18 protein-coding genes are annotated in these 15,125 nt (G+C 67.2%); 6 read left to right on the top strand and 12 right to left on the bottom strand.

Annotation, left to right across the window (positions count from 1 at the left end; genetic code table 11):
- Positions 1–71: 71 nt before the first annotated feature.
- From AC27L4_RS21140 to AC27L4_RS21125, 4 genes are all read left to right on the top strand, one after another.
- Positions 72–626, top strand: a complete 555-nt coding sequence (locus tag AC27L4_RS21140; RefSeq protein WP_487144334.1) for a hypothetical protein — start codon at positions 72–74, stop codon at positions 624–626.
- Positions 627–680: 54 nt separating this feature from the next.
- Positions 681–1,490: an enoyl-CoA hydratase gene (locus AC27L4_RS21135; RefSeq protein WP_487144333.1), complete on the top strand. Its 810-nt coding sequence runs from the start codon at positions 681–683 to the stop codon at positions 1,488–1,490.
- Positions 1,490–2,026, top strand: coding sequence for a CoA-binding protein (locus tag AC27L4_RS21130; RefSeq protein WP_487144332.1), 537 nt, complete (start codon positions 1,490–1,492; stop codon positions 2,024–2,026). The genes AC27L4_RS21135 and AC27L4_RS21130 overlap by 1 nt, the downstream gene beginning before the upstream one ends.
- 62 nt (positions 2,027–2,088) lie before the next feature.
- The gene (locus AC27L4_RS21125) at positions 2,089–3,372 is read left to right on the top strand and encodes an O-acetylhomoserine aminocarboxypropyltransferase (protein WP_487144331.1); all 1,284 of its coding nucleotides are present in this window, start codon (positions 2,089–2,091) and stop codon (positions 3,370–3,372) included.
- A 182-nt stretch (positions 3,373–3,554) separates the two neighbouring features.
- On the opposite strand, the gene AC27L4_RS21120 is transcribed toward AC27L4_RS21125, so the two are convergent.
- On the bottom strand, positions 3,555–4,649 hold the full coding sequence (locus AC27L4_RS21120; RefSeq protein WP_487144330.1) for a COX15/CtaA family protein: 1,095 nt from the start codon (positions 4,647–4,649) through the stop codon (positions 3,555–3,557).
- A 99-nt stretch (positions 4,650–4,748) separates the two neighbouring features.
- Here AC27L4_RS21120 and AC27L4_RS21115 point away from each other — a divergent pair, with 99 nt between their 5' ends.
- Positions 4,749–4,967 carry a DUF2842 domain-containing protein gene (locus tag AC27L4_RS21115; protein ID WP_487144329.1) on the top strand — a complete coding sequence of 73 codons (219 nt, stop codon included), beginning with the start codon at positions 4,749–4,751 and terminating at the stop codon, positions 4,965–4,967.
- A 28-nt stretch (positions 4,968–4,995) separates the two neighbouring features.
- On the opposite strand, the gene AC27L4_RS21110 is transcribed toward AC27L4_RS21115, so the two are convergent.
- The 11 genes from AC27L4_RS21110 to AC27L4_RS21060 form a co-directional block, all read right to left on the bottom strand.
- On the bottom strand, positions 4,996–5,265 hold the full coding sequence (locus tag AC27L4_RS21110) for a DUF1467 family protein (RefSeq protein WP_487144328.1): 270 nt from the start codon (positions 5,263–5,265) through the stop codon (positions 4,996–4,998).
- Between the two features lie 49 nt (positions 5,266–5,314).
- A complete protein-coding gene (locus AC27L4_RS21105) occupies positions 5,315–5,692 on the bottom strand; it encodes a TfoX/Sxy family protein (RefSeq protein WP_487144327.1) in 378 nt (125 codons plus the stop codon).
- A 5-nt stretch (positions 5,693–5,697) separates the two neighbouring features.
- A complete protein-coding gene (locus AC27L4_RS21100; RefSeq protein ID WP_487144326.1) occupies positions 5,698–6,084 on the bottom strand; it encodes a HesB/IscA family protein in 387 nt (128 codons plus the stop codon).
- 102 nt (positions 6,085–6,186) lie between these two features.
- Positions 6,187–7,107, bottom strand: a complete 921-nt coding sequence (gene metA / locus AC27L4_RS21095) for a homoserine O-acetyltransferase MetA (protein ID WP_487144325.1) — start codon at positions 7,105–7,107, stop codon at positions 6,187–6,189.
- Between the two features lie 71 nt (positions 7,108–7,178).
- Complete coding sequence (locus AC27L4_RS21090) at positions 7,179–7,592, bottom strand: VOC family protein (protein WP_487144324.1); 414 nt, start codon at positions 7,590–7,592, stop codon at positions 7,179–7,181.
- A gap of 5 nt (positions 7,593–7,597) precedes the next feature.
- Positions 7,598–7,981 (bottom strand): SUF system Fe-S cluster assembly protein, encoded by a 384-nt coding sequence (locus AC27L4_RS21085; RefSeq protein ID WP_487144323.1) that lies wholly within the window; start codon positions 7,979–7,981, stop codon positions 7,598–7,600.
- A 27-nt stretch (positions 7,982–8,008) separates the two neighbouring features.
- Complete coding sequence (locus AC27L4_RS21080) at positions 8,009–9,247, bottom strand: cysteine desulfurase (protein ID WP_487144322.1); 1,239 nt, start codon at positions 9,245–9,247, stop codon at positions 8,009–8,011.
- Positions 9,248–9,307: 60 nt separating this feature from the next.
- Complete coding sequence (sufD, locus tag AC27L4_RS21075; RefSeq protein WP_487144321.1) at positions 9,308–10,633, bottom strand: Fe-S cluster assembly protein SufD; 1,326 nt, start codon at positions 10,631–10,633, stop codon at positions 9,308–9,310.
- A 7-nt stretch (positions 10,634–10,640) separates the two neighbouring features.
- Positions 10,641–11,387 carry a Fe-S cluster assembly ATPase SufC gene (gene sufC / locus AC27L4_RS21070; protein WP_487144320.1) on the bottom strand — a complete coding sequence of 249 codons (747 nt, stop codon included), beginning with the start codon at positions 11,385–11,387 and terminating at the stop codon, positions 10,641–10,643.
- A 104-nt stretch (positions 11,388–11,491) separates the two neighbouring features.
- Positions 11,492–12,964: a Fe-S cluster assembly protein SufB gene (sufB, locus tag AC27L4_RS21065; protein WP_487144319.1), complete on the bottom strand. Its 1,473-nt coding sequence runs from the start codon at positions 12,962–12,964 to the stop codon at positions 11,492–11,494.
- A gap of 52 nt (positions 12,965–13,016) precedes the next feature.
- Positions 13,017–14,198 (bottom strand): cysteine desulfurase family protein, encoded by a 1,182-nt coding sequence (locus AC27L4_RS21060; RefSeq protein WP_487144318.1) that lies wholly within the window; start codon positions 14,196–14,198, stop codon positions 13,017–13,019.
- 262 nt (positions 14,199–14,460) lie between these two features.
- Here AC27L4_RS21060 and AC27L4_RS21055 point away from each other — a divergent pair, with 262 nt between their 5' ends.
- Positions 14,461–15,120, top strand: a complete 660-nt coding sequence (locus AC27L4_RS21055; RefSeq protein WP_487144317.1) for an alpha/beta hydrolase — start codon at positions 14,461–14,463, stop codon at positions 15,118–15,120.
- Positions 15,121–15,125 lie beyond the last annotated feature (5 nt).

Here is a 15,125-nt window from a genome sequence, read left to right as displayed (position 1 = left end):
GCACTGATTCGCGGCCCGAGCCATGGTCCGGGCTTCCATGCGGCGACGTCGGCTTTCTGCGGGAGGCGATCATGCGCCTGGGTGTTCTTATCGGCCTGCTGGCCAGTCTCGTCCTGTCGTCTCCGGTCCTGGCCGGCGACGAGGAGCAGGTGGCGCTGACCGCGCCGATGGTCGAGAAGTTCGTCGAGGGCCACGCCGAGCTTGCGGCACTGGCCAAGGATCTCGCCAAGCAATATGGCGACCGCTCCGACACCGAGGGCGACGATCTCGTCGCCGCCCTGCCGGCCTATCAGGACATTCCCGAAGCCAAGGCCCGGACCACTGCACTCCTGGCGAAATATGGCTTCCCCGACCTCGATAACTGGCAGCTCGTCACCAATTCAGTGCTGCTGGCTTATCAATATGTCGATCCGACCACCGCTCCGCCCAATATCGAGGAGGAGAAGGCCAAGGCCCGGGCCGAGATCGAAGCGGATGCCACGCTGGAGCCAGACAAGAAGCAGGAGGCGCTGCAGCAGCTCGACCAGCAATATGCCGCGCTGCTCGACTACGTGCCTTTGCCCGGCAATATCGAGGCGGTGCGTCCCTTCGCCGAGCAGATCAAGCCGATCGCCGAGGCGAATTGAGAAATCGGGGGCAGGCACTGTAGGATCGCCGCCTCACCTGGGGAGTTCGACGTCATGACCGTTCACGCCGCCACGGCACCAGTTCTAGCCCGTTCGGACGGAGGCGGCGTGGCGCGGCTGACGCTGAACAACCCGGCTCGACGCAACAGCCTGTCGGAAGCGATGCTGGAGGCGCTGGCGAACGAACTGGCGGCGATCGGCGCCGATCCCGGTGTGCGCGTCGTCGTCGTCGCCGCGGCCGGACCGGTGTTCTCGGCCGGCCACGACCTCAAGGAACTGACCGCCCGGCGCGCCGACGCCGATCGCGGCCGGGCCTATTTCACCGAGATCATGAACCGCTGCGCCGCGGTGATGCAGGCCATCGTCCGGCTGCCGCAGCCGGTGATCGCTGAGGTCCAGGGCGTCGCCACCGCGGCGGGATGCCAGTTGGTGGCGAGCTGCGACCTCGCCGTCGCCTCGATCGAGGCGAAGTTCTGCACGCCGGGCGTCCAGATCGGCCTGTTCTGCTCGACGCCGATGGTGGCGCTGTCGCGCAACGTCTCCGCCAAGCACGCGATGGAGATGCTGCTGACCGGCGACATGATCGACGCGGAAGAAGCCTGCCGCATCGGCCTGGTCAACCGCGTCGTCGCCCCCGAGCGCCTGGCCGAGGAAACCGCCGAGCTTGCCCGCCGGCTGGCTGCCCGCTCGGCGCTGACGCTTCGGACCGGCAAGGAAGCCTTCTATCGCCAGCGCGAGATGCCGCTCACCGATGCCTATGCCTATGCTGCCTCGGTCATGGTCGAGAACATGCTCGCCCGCGACTCGGAAGAAGGCATCGGCGCCTTTCTCGGCAAGCGCGAACCGCGCTGGGAAGACCGTTGATGAACCACGACAGCTACTCCGACGCCTATATCGGCGACATCCTGCGCTCGGTGAAGACCATCGCCATGGTCGGGGCCTCGGCCAACGAGGTCAGGCCGAGCTTCTTCGTGCTGAAATACCTGCACCAGCGCGGCTTTCGCGTCTTCCCGATCAATCCGGGCCTGGCCGGCCAGACCATTCTCGGCCTCCCCGTCTATGCCAGCCTCAAGCACGTGCCGGACCCCATCGACATGGTCGACATCTTCCGCAACTCGGAGGCCGCTGGCGCCGTGGTCGACGAGGCGCTGCAGCTCATTCCCCTGCCCCATGCGATCTGGATGCAGCTCACCGTCCGCAATGACGCGGCCGCCGCCCGCGCCGAAGCCCTCGGCGTCCGGGTGGTGATGGATCGCTGCCCGAAGATCGAATATGGCCGGCTCTCCGGCGAGATCGGCTGGGCCGGCGTCAATTCGCGCACCCTTTCCTCCAAGCGCCAGTTGCGCGACCAGCGCGGCTTCCAGCGGCTGGGGCTACGTCCGACGGGACCGCGCGGTTGACCCTGAGCGAGCCGCTCTCCTAAGACTTCCGATCTTCGAACAAGACGCGAAAGAGAAACCCCATGCCCGCCGACCGCAATCCCGGCTTCTCGACCCTGGCCATTCACGCCGGAGCCCAGCCCGACCCGACCACGGGAGCCCGGGCGACGCCCATCTACCAGACGACCTCCTTCGTCTTCGACGACGTCGACCACGCTGCGTCGCTGTTCGGCCTCCAGGCCTTCGGCAACATCTATACGCGCCTGGGCAACCCGACCAACGCCGTGCTCGAGGAGCGGGTCGCGGCGCTCGAGGGCGGCACCGCGGCGCTGGCGGTGGCCTCCGGCCACGCCGCCCAGTTCCTGGTGTTCCATACCCTGCTGCAGCCCGGTGACGAATTCGTCGCGTCCAGAAAGCTTTACGGCGGTTCGATCAACCAGTTCAATCAATCCTTCAAATCGTTCAACTGGAACGTCGTCTGGGCCGACACCGACGACCTCGCCTCTTTCGAGGCGGCGGTGACGCCGAAGACCAAGGCGATCTTCGTGGAATCGATTGCCAATCCCGGCGGCGTCATCACCGATATCGCCGCCATCGCCGCCATTGCGCACAAGGCCGGCATCCCGCTGATCGTCGACAACACCCTCGCCTCGCCCTACCTGATCCGCCCGTTCGAGCACGGTGCCGACATCGTCGTGCACTCGCTCACCAAGTTCCTGGGCGGGCACGGCAACTCGATCGGCGGCATCATCGTCGACGGCGGCCGTTTCGACTGGCTCGGCTCGGGCCGCTACCCCGCCCTCTCGTCGCCGCGCCCCGAATATGGCGGCATCGTCCTCGGCGAGACGTTCGGCAATTTCGCCTTCGCCATCGCCGCGCGGGTGCTGGGCCTGCGCGATCTCGGCCCGGCGCTGTCGCCGTTCAACGCCTTCCAGCTCCTGACCGGCATCGAGACGCTGCCGCTGCGCATGCAGCGCCATTCCGACAACGCCCTGGCCGTGGCGAGCTACCTGGCCGATCATCCGGCAGTCGCCTGGGTGTCCTATTCCGGCCTGCCGAACGACCGCTACCACGCCCTGGCCAAGCGCTATTGCCCGAAGGGCGCCGGCGCGCTCCTCACCTTCGGCGTGAAGGGCGGCTATGAGGCCGGCGTCAAGCTGGTGTCGAACGTGCAGTTGTTCTCGCACCTGGCCAATCTCGGCGACACCCGCTCTCTGATCATCCATCCGGCCTCGACCACCCATCGCCAGCTCTCGTCCGAGCAGCAGGTGCTCGCCGGCGCCGGGCCGGACGTGGTGCGCCTGTCGATCGGCATCGAGGATGTCGCCGACATCATCGCCGATCTCGACCAGGCCCTGGCGGCCTGAGCCGATCGGCGGTCGGCGGCGTCACGGCTTGAAGCTGCGATGCCCGTCGGCCGCCGGCCGTAGCCCGCCGGCGTCGTCGGACAGGGCGGCACGATGGTGGCGCGGAACCGCGCCCGCCTCGGCCAGCAGCCTGGTGGTGCCGGGCCTTGCCTACTCCCGCTGCCCGTGGAGGCGGACGCTCATCAGGCCGCGCGGGGCAGGCCCGCCGCCAGCCCCGCCGCCGGGGCATCCCGGCGCACGGCGTAGGCATGGATCGTCGCCATCACCAGGAGCACGATCGCCCAGGCCTGGTGCAGTAGGCCCGACCAGATCGGCACCATCAGGAGCAGCGTCATGATGCCGATACCGGCCTGCGTCGCGGTGATCGCGAGAAGCGCCACCGCCCGCCGCCGCGCGGCCCCGGCATGGCGCAGCGCATAGGCGTGCCAGGCCACCAGGGCGACGATCAGATAGGCCAGCATCCGGTGCTGGAACTGCACGGTCAGCACGTTCTCGAAATGATTGGCCCAGGCCGGCGTCATGACATAGAGGTCGCCGAGCGGCGGGATGAAATGCCCGTCCATCAGCGGCCACGTGTTGTGCGACAGGCCGGCGTCGAGCCCGGCCACCAGACCGCCGAGGAAGATCTGCGCCAGAACCAGGCCGACCAGCCCATAGGCGAGGAGGCGTTGCGGCGCGGCAAGGGGATCGCGCTCGCGCACAGGGGCGAGGGAGCGCGCCACCCAGACGATGGCGACGAGGATGAGGCAGGCCAGCGTCATGTGCATGGCGAGGCGGTACTGCGACACGTCGGTGCGTTCCGACAGGCCCGAGGCCACCATCCACCATCCGAGAGCTCCCTGGCTGCCGCCGAGGGCCAGCAGGCCGAGCAGGCGCGGCTTCAGCTTGGGCTCCAGCCAGCCCCGCCACCAGAAGAAGGCCAGCGGCAAGGCGAAGACGATGCCGATCAGCCGGCCGAGCTGGCGGTGGCTCCACTCCCACCAATAGATGAACTTGAACTCGTCGAGGCTCATGCCCTGGTTGAGCTGCTCATATTGCGGGATGGTCCTGTACTTGGCGAACTCCTCCTGCCAACGGCTCTCGCTGAGCGGCGGGATGGCGCCGGTCACCGGCTTCCACTCGACGATCGACAGGCCGGAATCGGTCATGCGGGTCGCGCCGCCGAGCAGCACCATGGCGAACACCATCAGGGCCACGACCGCCAGCCAGCTGCGGACGGCGCGACGATGTCCCTCTTGCGCAAGGCTCCCGGCTGCGGCATCGGTTCTGGCGAGCATTTCGTCTCCGTCGGATGACCTGACCGGCGCGGAGAGATATACCCCGGCACGCCGGGCGGCAACGCGCGCCCGCGTCGCAGGCGGCAGGAGGAGCAGCGAATGAGAATGCGGGTCCGCAAGCTGATCGGATCGATCGGGATGATCGTCTTCGTGATCGTCTATGCCCTGCTGGCGATGGGCCTGGCGCAAGGGCGCATCACCGATGCGTCGACCTGGGTGCAGACGATCTACTATGCGGCGCTGGGCCTCGCCTGGATCTTCCCGGCGATGGTGATCATCCGCTGGATGGAAAAGCCGGAGAAGTCCGGGAAGGTCTGACCGTGGCGGGCCGCCCGGGAGCGCGCCCTCAATAGCCCTTGAGCGTCGGCCCCGGCAGGCTGTCGAGCGAGACGATGTTGCCGTACCACAGGAGACAGACCAGGCCGAAGACCAGGGCGGCCAGCACCGTGGTGATCAGCACCTTCCTGAGCATCATCGGCTGATGCGGCGCCGCGCCCTCGCTGCCCGGCACGATCTCGCCGGCCTCGTACTGGCTTCTCACGCCGAACGGCAGCACGGCGAAGAGCACCATCCACCAGATGACGAAATAGAGCGCGACGCCGAGGACGAAGTTCATGCGGGGTTCCTGCTGCCGGCTCGATCCATAGACCCGCGTGCCCCGCCCGTCACGGCGTTTTCGCCGCCCTGCCCCCGCGCTTCTTTGCCGCTGGCCCGGGCTTGGCGGCCTCGGCCCGCAACGCCGCCTCGCGTCCGAGCCGCGCCCAATGGGCCGCAGCCTCGGGATCATCGAGCGCCGCGTCCGGCAGCAGCCAGTAGGGCATGGTCACCGGCTTGCCGCCGGCCTTGTGCACATAGACCCAGGGCTTGGACCCGGCAGCCTCGAACAACGGCGCCGTGACCTCGTCGGCCTTGATCCGGATCTCGTCGCGAATGACGCAGGCGAAGATCAGCCCGTCGACATAGAGCCCCCAGCCGCCGAACAGCTTGCGGATGGAGATCGGGCCGAAGGCGGCGAAGAGATCGTGCAGATAGTCCTGGTCCACCGCCGTCAGGCCGAGGCTTCGAGAGCCCCGGCCGCGGCCGGCGTGATCGCCACCGACTCGCCGCAACCGCAGGCCGAGGTCTGGTTCGGATTGTTGAACACGAACTGGGAGGCGAGCTTGTCGGTCTTGTAGTCCATCTCGGTTCCGAGCAGGAACAGCACCGCCTTCGGATCGATCAGCACCTTGACGCCCTTGTCCTCCACCACTTCATCGAGAGGATTGGCAGCCTCGGCATATTCCATGGTGTAGGACATGCCGGCGCAGCCGCCGTTCTTGACGCCGACGCGCACGCCGGCGAACGGCCTGTCGGCATTGGCCATGATCGCCTTGATCTTGTCGGCGGCGGCGTCCGTCAGGGTCACCACCTTGAAGGCCGGGCGGGTCTTGCTCACTGTCTGGCTCCATGGGCGCCGGGTTCAAGGCCCGGGCACAGCGTTGCACCATGCCGAATATAGGAACTGTCCGCGGCCAGGGATAGGGCCACGGGCACAGGCCTAGCGGCGGCCGATCTCCCCAACCTCGAAGGGCGTGGTCTGGTAGATCTGGTTGATCCAATTGCCGAACAAGAGATGCGCGTGGCTGCGCCAGCGGTTCTCTGGACGCTTCTCGGCATCGTCATGCGGGAAATAGTTGCGCGGCATGGCGATCGGCTTGCCGGCCGCGACGTCCCGGAAATACTCGTCGGCCAGCGAGTTCGAATCATACTCGATGTGGTTGAACATGTGCAGCGCGCTGTGGGTCGGGTCGTCCAGCAGACACAGGCCCGCCTCGTCCGATTCCGCCAGCACGCTCATGCCGCTGGTGGCCGGAATGTCTTGGCTGCGCACTTCGGTCCAGCGCGACACGGGAATCGAGAAGTCGTCGGAAAAGCCGCGCAGATAGGGCGAAGCCGGCTCCAGGTTGCGGTGGCGATAGACGCCGAACGCCTTCCCGGCCAGGGCGTGCTTGGGCATGCCGTGGAAATGGTGCACCGCCGCCTGCGCGCCCCAGCAGATGTTGAAGCAGCGATGGACATGGGTCTGCGTCCAGTCGAAGATGCGGCGCAGTTCGTCCCAGTAGGTCACATCCTCGAACGGCAGCGTCTCCACCGGCGCGCCGGTGACGATGAAGCCGTCGAACTTCTCGCCCCGCACGTCCTCCCAGTCGCGATAGAAGGAGATGATGTGCTCGCTCGGCGTGTTGCGCGCGACATGGTTGGTGATCTTGACCAGGGTCAGCTCGACCTGCAGCGGCGTCGCTCCCAGCAGCCGGGCGAACTGGGTCTCGGTCTTGATCTTGTTGGGCATCAGGTTGAGCAGGCCGATGCGCAACGGCCGGATGTCCTGGCGCACGGCATCGGTTTCCCGCATCACCATCACGCCCTCCGCATCAAGCGTTGCGCGCGCGGGCAGGTCGTCGGGTATCTTTATCGGCATGCGTTCATGTCACTCTCGCCCGTGCCGGACGGCATGGGCTCGTCATCGGGCGCGGCCCGGGCCGGCCCGCGTCAGTAGGTCTTCCAGATACCGGGGGTGGCCAGCTCGAGCAGGTGCCCGTCGGGGTCGCGAAAATAGATGCTGGCGCCGCCCCGCGTCCAGTCGGTCCTGCCCTCCACGGCGATGCCATGTTCGGCGAGGCGCGCCTGCCAGTCCGCCAGCGCAGCAGCCTCGATCGCAAATGCGATGTGCATCGGCCCGGCCCCGTCATGCGGCGGGATCGTGCCGCCGGGAAGGTGCACGGTCTCCAGCGTGCCGCCGCGCTTGAACAGCAGCAAAACGCTTTTCCTGCCAATGTCATAGGCGACCAGCCTCTCGTCGGCGAACAGCTCGGTAAAACCGAACAGGTCCTGGTAAAACCGCGCCGCGCGGTCGAGATCATCGACATAGAGCGCGGTTTCGAGGACGCGGTCGACCGCCGGCATCGCCGTCACCACATGTCCAGGGCGACGCGGGCCTCGTCGGACATGCGCGACTGGTCCCACGGCGGATCGAACACCATGGTCACCTGGACCTCGGCGACGCCGGGCACGGTGGAGACCGCGTTCTCGACCCAGCCCGGCATCTCGCCGGCCACCGGGCAGCCGGGCGCTGTCAGGGTCATGTCGATGGCGACGCGGCGATCATCCGTGATCTCGATGCGGTAGATCAGGCCGAGTTCATAGATGTCGGCCGGGATCTCCGGATCATAGACGGTCTTCAGCGCCGCGACGATGTCGTCCGTCATCCGGTCGATCTCTTCGGGCGCCAGCGCCGGCGCCGCCGTCATGGCGGGCGCGTTCGGCCTCGCTTCGTTCACCGTGCCGTCAGCCATCACATCCTCCGTCAGGGCCCGCCCTCGTCAGGCGAAGAACCCCTGCGCCTTGCCCAGCGCCTCGACCAGGACATCGACCTCCTCGCGCGTGTTGTAAAGTCCGAACGAGGCCCGGCAGGTCGAGGTTACGCCATATCGCGCCAATAGCGGCTGGGCGCAATGGGTACCGGCCCGCACCGCCACGCCCTGCCTGTCGATCACCGTCGCCACATCATGGGCGTGGGCGTTCTTCATCTCGAACGAGACGATGGCGCCCTTGCCCGGCGCCTGGCCGAAGATGCGGATGGAGTTGAGCTGCGACAGCCGCTCATGGGCATAGTCGCGCAGCATCGCCTCATGCGCCCGGATGTTGTCGCGGCCCAGCGCCATCATGTACTCGACCGCGGCGCCCAGCCCGATCGCCTCGACAATCGGCGGCGTGCCGGCCTCGAATCGATGCGGCGGCGCCGCATAGGTGACGGTGTCGAGCGTCACCTCGCCGATCATCTCGCCGCCCCCGTTGAAGGGGGGCATCCGCTCCAGCCACTCCGCCTTGCCGTAGAGCACGCCGATGCCGGTCGGCCCGTATACCTTGTGGCCGGTGAAGGCGTAGAAATCGACGTCGAGATCACGGACGTCGACGTCGAGATGCACCGCCCCCTGGCTGCCGTCGGCCAGCACCGGAATGCCCCGGGCGTGGGCGATGCGGATGATCTCCTTGAGCGGCGTCACCGTGCCGAGCACGTTCGACATGTGCGTGATCGCGACGATCTTGGTCTTCGGCGTCAGGAGCCGCTCGAAGGCCTCGAGGTCGAAGGAGCCGTCGTCGCGCACCGGCGCCCACTTGATCACCGCGCCGCGGCGCTCGCGGTGGAAGTGCCAGGGCACGATGTTGGAATGGTGCTCCATGATCGAGAGCACGATCTCGTCGCCCTCGCCGATGTCGAGCAGGCGGCCCATCGAGGCGGCGACGAGGTTCAGCATCTCGGTGGCCGAGCGGCCGAAGATGATGTCGGCGGTCGAGGGCGCATTGAGAAACTTGCGGACGCTCTCGCGGGCGGCCTCGTAGGCCTCCGTCGCAGCATTGGCGAGGTAATGCAGGCCGCGATGGACGTTGGCGTATTCGTGCTCGTAGGCGTGGACCATGCGGTCGATCACCGCGCGCGGCTTCTGCGCCGACGCGCCATTGTCGAGATAGACCAGCGGCTTGCCGTAGACCTGCATCGACAGCGCCGGGAAATCGGCGCGGATCCTGGCGAGATCATAGGGAGGAGCCTTCGCCGTCATGTCCGCAATCCTGCCGTCCATGGTTCCAACCTTTCGTGCATCGCTCGTGCGCGGCGCGGGTCAGGCCCGCGCCGCCAGCCACAGTTCGGCGTGCGCCATCACGCCCTCGCGCGCCGCCTCGTTGCCGATCGCCTCGACCGCCTCGCCGACGAAAGCCTGCAGCAGGATCGCCTCGGCCTCAGGCTGCGGGATGCCGCGCGCCATGCAGTAGAACAGGAGGTCGTCGTCGAGCGCGCCGCAGGTGGCGCCGTGGCCGCAGACCACATCGTCGGCGAAGATCTCAAGCTCGGGCTTGTTGTCGACCTCGGCGCCGTCCGACAGCAGCACCGCCTGGCTCATCATCTTGCCGTCGGTCTTCTGCGCGCCCGGGCGGACCACGATCTTGCCCTGGAACACCGAACGGCTGTCGCCGTCGAGCACCGCCTTGAACAGTTCGCGGCTGGTGCCGTGCGGCACCGCATGGTCGACCAGCAGCGTGGTGTCGGCGTGGCGCTTGCCGGCGAGCAGGGTGGCGCCGCCGAGCGTGGCCGTGGCATGCTCCCCGGCATAGGTGATGAAGAGCTGGTTGCGCGCCACTGCCGCGCCGGCGCCGAGCGCGAAGCTCGACAGCTCGGCCCGGGCTCCGAGCGAGACCAGCAGGGTCGACAGATGCAGCGTTTCCAGGCTCTCGGCCTGCACCGAGATCCGGTCCAGCTTCGCCCGGTCGCCGAGATGGGCCTCGACCACCATATTGCTCTGGTTGGCGACGCCGACCGGCCCTTCATAGGTGTCGACCAGGGTCAGGGTGGCGCCGGCGCCGAGCACGACGATGCTGCGGGCATAGACAGCCTGCGCATCGGCGCCGGTGTGCACGGCCTGCAACAGCACCGGCAGCTCGACCGTGACGCCGGCATCGACCACCAGCACGGCCCCGTCCGTCATGAAGGCGGCGTTCAAGGCCAGCGCCGCATTGTCGATCGGCTGCGCGCCGAGCCGTTCGGTCACGGCCGTGTCACCGGAGGCCAGAGCCTCGGCAAGCGACAGGAAGCGCACGCCCGTCGGCAGCAGGCCGACGTCGGAAAGCGACGGCGCGAAGCTGCCGTCGACCAGCGTCAGGCGCAGATGCGCGTGCGAGCGCAGCACCTCGGAGGGCAGGCGCGCCCGGTCGAGCGCGGTCGCATCCGGCGCCTTGGCCAAGGGCTTGGCATCGCGCATCAGAACGCGCAGGTCGGTGTATTTCCACTCCTCGACGCGGCGATGCGGCAAGCCGTTGCGGGCGAAGGCACTGAACGCCTGCTCACGCAGGGTGCGCACGGCCTCATTGCCCGGCAGTTCGGCCCGAACGGTGCCGAAGGCCTCGCTCAGAGCCGTCTCGGCGGCGGTCTTGATGACGGTGATGTCAGCCATCCCAGCCTCACGCCGCTTCCGCGTAATCGCGGTAGCCGTTGGCTTCCAGTTCGAGCGCCAGCTCCTTGCCGCCGGACTTCACGATCCGGCCCTTGGACAGGACGTGCACCGTGTCGGGCACGATGTGATTCAGCAGGCGCTGGTAGTGGGTGATGATGACGAAGGAACGGTCTTTCGAGCGCAGGGCGTTGACGCCGTCGGCCACCACCTTGAGGGCGTCGATGTCCAGGCCGGAATCGGTCTCGTCCAGGATGCCGAGCGAGGGCTGCAGCAACGCCATCTGCAGGATCTCCATGCGCTTCTTTTCGCCGCCGGAGAAGCCGACATTGAAGGCGCGCTTCAGCATTTCCCTATCTATATCAAGATTTTCCGCCGCCTTGTTCACCTTCCGGATAAACTCCGGCGTCGACAGCTCGCCCTCGCCCCGCGCCTTGCGCTGGGCGTTCAGCGCCGCCTTGAGAAAGGTCATCGTGGCGACGCCGGGGATCTCCAGCGGGTACTGGAAGGCGAGGAACACGCCCTTGGCGGCGCGCTCGTCCGGCGCCATCTCCAGGATGTTCTCGCCGTTGAGCAGCACCTCGCCGGCCGTGACGGTGTAGTCCTGCTTGCCGGCCAGGATGTAGCTGAGCGTCGACTTGCCGGAGCCGTTCGGCCCCATGATCGCCGCGACTTCGCCGGTCTGCACGGTCAGGTCGAGGCCGTTGAGGATGGCCTTGCCGTCGATCTCGGCGTGGAGGTTCTTGATTTCGAGCATCTCTATCCGTTCCCAGGCAGGATGTCCGCGCGCCGCCCATGCCGCAGCCGCGAACTCCTCATGTCAGTCAAACTTGTGTCGATTCCGGGCACCAGCGCCGGCCGTCAGCCGACGCTGCCCTCCAGGCTGATCGAGATCAGCTTCTGAGCCTCGACCGCGAATTCCATCGGCAAATGCTGCAGCACGTCCTTGACGAACCCGTTGACGATCAGGGCCACCGCCTCCTCGTCCGACAGGCCGCGCTGCTGGCAATAGAACATCTGGTCGTCCGAGATCTTCGAGGTGGTCGCCTCGTGCTCGAACACGGCCGAGGCGTTCTTGCTCTCGATATAGGGCACGGTGTGCGCCCCGCAGTGCTCGCCGATCAGCAGGCTGTCGCAATTGGTGAAGTTGCGCGCGCCCGTGGCCTTGCGGTGGGCGGAAACCAGGCCACGATAGGTGTTGTTGGAATGGCCGGCCGAGATGCCCTTGGAGATGATCCGGCTCTTGGTGTTCTTGCCGAGATGGATCATCTTGGTGCCGCTGTCGACCTGCTGGCGTCCGGTCGACACCGCGATCGAATAGAACTCGCCCTGGCTCTCCTCGCCGCGCAGGATGCAGGAAGGATACTTCCAGGTGATGGCCGAGCCGGTCTCGACCTGCGTCCAGGAAATCTTGGAGCGGGCGCCGCGGCAGTCGCCGCGCTTGGTGACGAAGTTGTAGATGCCGCCCCGGCCCTCGGCGTCGCCGGGATACCAGTTCTGCACGGTCGAGTACTTGATCTCGGCATCGTCCAGGGCGATCAGCTCGACCACCGCGGCGTGGAGTTGGTTCTCGTCGCGCTTGGGCGCGGTGCAGCCTTCGAGATAGCTGACATAGGCGCCCTTGTCGGCGATGATCAGCGTACGCTCGAACTGGCCGGTCTTCTCCTCGTTGATGCGGAAATAGGTCGACAGCTCCATCGGGCAGCGCACGCCCGGCGGCACATAGACGAAGGAACCGTCGGAGAAGACGGCCGAGTTCAGCGTGGCGAAGAAGTTGTCGCTCGTCGGCACCACCGTGCCCAGATACTGCCTGACCAGATCCGGATGCTCGCGCAGGGCTTCGGAGATCGAGCAGAAGATCACGCCGGCCTTCTTCAACTCCGCCTTGAACGTGGTGACGACCGAAACGCTGTCGAACACGGCGTCGACCGCGATGCGGTTCTTCGGCTCGACACCCTCCAAGACCTCGACTTCGCGCAGCGGGATGCCGAGCTTCTCATAGGTCTTGAGGATCTCGGGGTCGATCTCGTCGAGCGACTTCGGCGCCGGGTTCGCCTTCGGCGCGGCATAGTAGTAAAGGTCCTGATAGTCGATCGGCGGATATTCGACGCGGGCCCAGGTCGGCTCGGACATGGTCTTCCAGCGCCGATAGGCTTCGAGGCGCCACTCGGTCATCCAGGTCGGCTCGCCCTTGCGGGCCGAGATGTAGCGAACGATGTCCTCGCTCAGGCCCTTGGGCGCGAGCTCCATCTCGACGTCGGTGACGAAGCCGTATTTGTACTGATCCACGTCGATGGCACGAACCTGATCGACTGTTTCCTGGACTGCCGGCATTCTCGTCTCCTACGCGGCTATCGCCGCCGAATTCCACAGATCAGGCAAGCGTTTAGGCTGCCCTGCTCCGCCTCTTCCCATATATGGTGCGATGCACGAGATGAAAGACCGCGAGAAAGCGCTCGATGTCTTCCGCTCCTGTCGTCCGGCCGATCGAAACCCGGATCGCGCCGGTCACCAGATCCGGCGCCGCGTCCATGGCTTGCAGGACATGGCTGGCGCGGACCTTGCCCGACGAGCAGGCCGAGCCTGATGACACGGCAACCCCCTGCAAGTCGAGAGCAATGAGCACGGTTTCCGCCGCCAGGCCCGGCGCGGCGAAGCAGACCGTGTTGGGCAGGCGCTCGGCCCCGCGGGCGAAGACGACGATGTCGTCCGACAGGGCGGCGAGCCCCGCCTCGAGCCGCCGCCGCAGCTGCAGCTGCCGGGCGCCCTCCTCGGCCAGATCCCGGGCCGCCGCTTCGGCTGCGGCACCGAATCCAGCGATCGCCGGCAGGTTTTCGGTGCCGGCCCGCGCGCCCTTCTCCTGGCCGCCGCCGCGGATCAGCGGATCGGCGAGATGCAGGGCGCCGGACGAGAGCACGAGGGCGCCGGCGCCGAGCGGGCCGCCGAGCTTGTGGCTCGACAACGTCAGCATGTCGGCGCCGAGGCCGGCAATATCGACGCCGATCTTGCCGGCCGCCTGGGCCGCGTCGCTGTGCAGCACGCCGCCGGCGGCGCGCACCGCCTCGGCGATCGCCCCGACCGGCTGCACGGCGCCGGTCTCGTTGTTGGCGAGCATCAGCGAGACCAGGGGACGCTCATTCGCTTCGCGCAGGGCTGCCATGCGGGCCGTCCAGGCCGGGACGTCGGCGATGCCGTCGGCATCGACGGGCAGGATTTCGACGCGCCCCACCGGGAAGCGGCTGCCGGCAAGGCCGCTGGCATGTTCCACGGCGGAGATAAGGCAGCGGTCGAGCGGCCGACGGTCGCCGTCGCGCAGCCAGTGCGGCGTCAGGGCCGTGGCATTGGCTTCCGTGGCGCCCGAGACGAAGATGACGTTCCGGGCCTGCGCGCCGGCCAGGGCCGCGACCTTTTCACGCGCCTCCTCGACCATCCGGCGCACCGCCCGGCCCTCGCCGTGCACGGAGGATGCCGAGCCTGTCAGCTCCAGAGCGGCCAACATCGCCGCGCGCGCTTCGGGACGAAGCGGCGTCGTCGCATTGTGGTCGAGATAGAGCCGAGGTGAGGTCAAAGGTCCATCCATTGGTCGAACGGGCGAGCCGGCAAGCGGAAATGCTTGCAATCCCACCCGTTCTTCGTGTTAGAAAGCGCGGCCGGCGATGGTACGGACGCCGCGCGCCCGCTTCAGCGTCGGCAACGACCCAGCCATGAGAGCCGAACGCTCTTTAGAATAATTCTAAATTGATACCTCCTCCCCCGCCGGCCGTCAAGGGCCGTCATCGGAAATCATCGGGGGACGGGTCGCAAAGGTCGATGGAAAGGCCGCAGAATCTATGCCCGAGGTTACGTTCACCGGTCCCGCAGGTCGTATCGAGGGCCGCTTCCAGCCCTCCAAGCAGCGCGGCGCCCCGATCGCCATCGTGCTGCATCCGCACCCGCAGTTCGGCGGGACGATGAACAACAAGATCGTCTACGACCTGTTCTACGCCTTTGCCCAGCGCGGCTTCTCGGCCCTGCGCTTCAACTTCCGCGGCGTCGGCCGCAGCCAGGGCAGCTTCGATCACGGAGCCGGCGAGCTTTCGGATGCGGCCGCGGCGCTCGACTGGGTGCAGACCGTGACGCCGGAGGCCAAGACCTGCTGGATCGCCGGCGTCTCCTTCGGCGCCTGGATCGGCATGCAGCTGCTGATGCGCCGGCCCGAGGTCGAGGGCTTCATCTCCGTCGCCCCGCCGGCCAACCGCTTCGACTTCTCGTTCCTGGCCCCCTGCCCCTCCTCCGGCCTGATCGTCCATGGCGACAGCGATCGTGTCGCCCCGCTGAAGGACGTCGAGACCCTGGTGTCGAAGCTCAAGACCCAGCGTGGCATCGTCATCGAGCAGAACGTCATCGAAGGCGCGAACCATTTCTTCGACAACAAGACGGACGAGCTGATCGCCGCCTGTACGACCTACCTCGACAAGCGCCTGGGCCTCGCCGGCGTCAACGCAGCCTGATCGCC

The sequence above is a fragment of the Labrys sp. Lb11 genome (assembly GCF_057554225.1).
This window is presented reverse-complemented; position numbering and strand designations above follow the sequence as displayed.

Coding starts and splice junctions, on each gene's coding strand:
- AC27L4_RS21140 (WP_487144334.1), top strand. CDS start 72: ATGCGCCTGGGTGTTCTTATCGGCCTGCTGGCCAGTCTCGTCCTGTCG.
- AC27L4_RS21055 (WP_487144317.1), top strand. CDS start 14,461: ATGCCCGAGGTTACGTTCACCGGTCCCGCAGGTCGTATCGAGGGCCGC.
- AC27L4_RS21080 (WP_487144322.1), bottom strand. CDS start 9,247: ATGACGGCGAAGGCTCCTCCCTATGATCTCGCCAGGATCCGCGCCGAT.
- sufB (WP_487144319.1), bottom strand. CDS start 12,964: ATGCCGGCAGTCCAGGAAACAGTCGATCAGGTTCGTGCCATCGACGTG.
- AC27L4_RS21110 (WP_487144328.1), bottom strand. CDS start 5,265: ATGAACTTCGTCCTCGGCGTCGCGCTCTATTTCGTCATCTGGTGGATG.
- AC27L4_RS21130 (WP_487144332.1), top strand. CDS start 1,490: ATGAACCACGACAGCTACTCCGACGCCTATATCGGCGACATCCTGCGC.
- AC27L4_RS21090 (WP_487144324.1), bottom strand. CDS start 7,592: ATGCCGGCGGTCGACCGCGTCCTCGAAACCGCGCTCTATGTCGATGAT.
- AC27L4_RS21085 (WP_487144323.1), bottom strand. CDS start 7,981: ATGGCTGACGGCACGGTGAACGAAGCGAGGCCGAACGCGCCCGCCATG.
- sufD (WP_487144321.1), bottom strand. CDS start 10,633: ATGGCTGACATCACCGTCATCAAGACCGCCGCCGAGACGGCTCTGAGC.
- AC27L4_RS21115 (WP_487144329.1), top strand. CDS start 4,749: ATGAGAATGCGGGTCCGCAAGCTGATCGGATCGATCGGGATGATCGTC.
- metA (WP_487144325.1), bottom strand. CDS start 7,107: ATGCCGATAAAGATACCCGACGACCTGCCCGCGCGCGCAACGCTTGAT.
- AC27L4_RS21135 (WP_487144333.1), top strand. CDS start 681: ATGACCGTTCACGCCGCCACGGCACCAGTTCTAGCCCGTTCGGACGGA.
- AC27L4_RS21125 (WP_487144331.1), top strand. CDS start 2,089: ATGCCCGCCGACCGCAATCCCGGCTTCTCGACCCTGGCCATTCACGCC.
- AC27L4_RS21120 (WP_487144330.1), bottom strand. CDS start 4,649: ATGCTCGCCAGAACCGATGCCGCAGCCGGGAGCCTTGCGCAAGAGGGA.
- sufC (WP_487144320.1), bottom strand. CDS start 11,387: ATGCTCGAAATCAAGAACCTCCACGCCGAGATCGACGGCAAGGCCATC.